Below are 2,527 nucleotides of genomic sequence, written 5' to 3'. Positions count from 1 at the left end.
TACGGATCAGAAGGTTAGGGGTTCGAATCCCTTCGGGCGCACTCGAAAAGCGGCTCCACCTACGGGTGGGGCCGCTTTTGTATGGGTGCCGTTAGACGTAACCCAGGAGGGTGAGCGGGTCTGCGAGGAAGCCGGCGATGGCGGCCAAGAATCGGGAGCCCTGCTCGCCATCAACCAAGCGGTGGTCGAACGACAGGCTTAGCGTCGTCACCTGGCGGAGCGCGATGGTGCCGTCGTATTCCCACGGTCGACGACGGACCGCGCCGAAGCAGAGGATGGCGGCCTCGCCCGGATTGAGGATCGGTGTGCCCGCGTCGATACCGAAGACACCGATATTGGTGATCGTGATGGTGCCGCCGACCAGATCTGCCGGCGGGGTGCGGCCGTCTTTGGCGATTGCGGTGAGGACGGTGAGAGCGGCGGCGAGATCGCGCAGGGGCAGGGTCTGCGCATCTTTGAGGTTCGGGACCAGCAGGCCGCGTCCGGTGGCCGCGGCGATCCCGAGATTGACGTAGTGCTTGGTGACGATCTCGCCGGCGACCTCGTCCCAACTCGAGTTGAGTGACGGGTTCTCGCGCAGCGCCACCAGGAGAGCCTTGGCGACGAGGGCCAGCGGGGTGAGACGGGCGTTGGCGAAGTCTTTGTGCGCGCCGAGCTTCGCGACGAGGTCCATCGTCGCGGTCACGTCGACGTCGACAAATTCGGTCACGTGCGGGGCGGTGAACGCGCTCGCCACCATGGCCTCGGCGGTACGACGGCGCACGCCGTGGATCGGGGTGCGGGTCTCGCGCCCGGTGGTGACCGATCCGGACGACGACGATCCGGGTGCACTGTCGCGGAAACGGTTCAGGTCATCACGGGTCACCTCGCCGTGGGTGCCGGTCGGGGTGACGTCGGCGAGGTCGATGTCGGCGTCGCGCGCGGCTTGGCGAATGGGCGGGGCGGCGAGGGGGCGGGTGCTTTCGACTCGCTTCGCTCGCTCAACCGGCACAGGGGGTTCGCTCGCCGCAGGCGGCGGAGGGGAGGTCGGCTCAGTTGCCGATGACCGCGAGCGTCGGCGGCTCTTTGCGTCCGCAGCCACGCCGTAACCGACGAGCACCGGTGTGCGCGTCGGGGTTTCGTCATCGGCGACGCGCCGGGGACCATCAGCAGCGGATGGCGATGAATTGATCTCGACCTCGATCAGCGGGGCGCCGACGTCCAGGACGGTGCCCGCGGCGGCGTGCAGGGCGACGACGGTGCCCGCGAAGGGGGAGGGGAGTTCGACGGCGGCTTTCGCGGTCTCCACCTCGGCGATGACCTGGTTCAGTTCGATCACGTCACCGATGGCCACGTCCCAGCGGACCAGTTCGGCATCGGTCAGCCCTTCACCGAGGTCGGGAAGGTGGAAGGTTTCAGTTGCGGTCATCAAGTCCTCGGCTCTCACGCGGCGAAGACGCGGTCGGCGGCGTCGAGAATCCGGTCGACGTCCGGGAGGTAATGCGACTCGAGTTTCGCCGGGGGGTACGGCGTCGCGAAGCCGCCGACCCGCTGCACGGGGGCTTCCAGATGGTAGAAGCACGCCTCGACGATGCGGGCGGAAATCTCCGCGCCCAGGCCCATGAACACCGGAGCCTCGTGGGCGACCACGAGCCGGCCGGTTCGTCGTACTGATTCGGCGAGTGTGTCGATGTCGAGCGGCGACAGTGTGCGCAGGTCCACCACCTCGATTGAGCGGCCCTCCGCCTGCGCTACCTCAGCAGCCTGGACGGCGGTGGTGACGAGGGGGCCGTACGCGGCCAACGTCAGGTCGGTGCCGCTGCGGACTACGCGCGCCGTGTGCAGGGGGTAGGGCTCGGCATCCACCGGACCTTTCTCCCAGTACCGGCGTTTCGGCTCGAAGAACAGCACCGGATCGTCCGATGCGATGGCCTGCTGGATCATCCAGTAGGCGTCCGAGGCGTTACTGCACGTCACCACGCGCAGCCCGGCAGTCGCGGCGAAGTAGCCTTCCGGCGACTCCGAATGATGTTCGACGGCGCCAATCCCGCCGCCGTACGGCACGCGGATGGTCAGCGGCATTGTGACCGCGCCAGCGGTCCGGTAGTGCAGCTTCGCAACCTGGGTGATGATCTGGTCGAAGGCGGGATAGATGAAGCCGTCGAACTGGATTTCGCAGACGGGCCGGTAGCCGCGGAACGCGAGACCCACCGCGGTGCCGATGATCCCGGATTCGGCCAGCGGCGTGTCGATCACGCGCGCGGCACCGAATTGTTCCTGCAGACCGTCGGTGATCCGGAAGACGCCGCCGAGTTTGCCGATGTCTTCGCCCATCAAGACTACCTTCGGATCGCCAGCCATTGCCGCGGCCAAGCCCGCGTTGATGGCCTTGCCGAGCGGCAGGCGCTCGGCGTGCACGGCGGTCATCGGTCGTCCAGGGTGTCCAGGTAGCGGGCGTAGTCGCGGCGTTCGGCGTCGATCAGCGGGTGGGTACCGGCGTAGACGTTGTCGAAGAGTGCGAGGGCCGGCGGGTCGGCCAGTGCCAGGG

At 67.8% G+C, this 2,527-nt stretch carries 2 protein-coding genes; both read right to left on the bottom strand.

All coding sequences use genetic code 11. The features are described from left to right. Nucleotides 1-91: 91 nt before the first annotated feature. On the bottom strand, nucleotides 92-1,408 hold the full coding sequence (locus WAW85_RS15095) for a dihydrolipoamide acetyltransferase family protein (protein WP_422560407.1): 1,317 nt from the start codon (nucleotides 1,406-1,408) through the stop codon (nucleotides 92-94). Between the two features lie 14 nt (nucleotides 1,409-1,422). After that, nucleotides 1,423-2,406, bottom strand: coding sequence for an alpha-ketoacid dehydrogenase subunit beta (locus WAW85_RS15090; RefSeq protein WP_422560406.1), 984 nt, complete (start codon nucleotides 2,404-2,406; stop codon nucleotides 1,423-1,425). Nucleotides 2,407-2,527 lie beyond the last annotated feature (121 nt).

It is taken from the genome of Gordonia sp. (in: high G+C Gram-positive bacteria), from assembly GCF_049299075.1.
In the GTDB taxonomy this organism is placed as follows: domain Bacteria; phylum Actinomycetota; class Actinomycetes; order Mycobacteriales; family Mycobacteriaceae; genus Gordonia.
This window is presented reverse-complemented; position numbering and strand designations above follow the sequence as displayed.

What these genes read in the sequence shown, in the direction of transcription:
- WAW85_RS15095 (WP_422560407.1), bottom strand. Translation starts at nt 1,408, where the DNA reads ATGACCGCAACTGAAACCTTCCACCTTCCCGACCTCGGTGAAGGGCTG.
- WAW85_RS15090 (WP_422560406.1), bottom strand. Translation starts at nt 2,406, where the DNA reads ATGACCGCCGTGCACGCCGAGCGCCTGCCGCTCGGCAAGGCCATCAAC.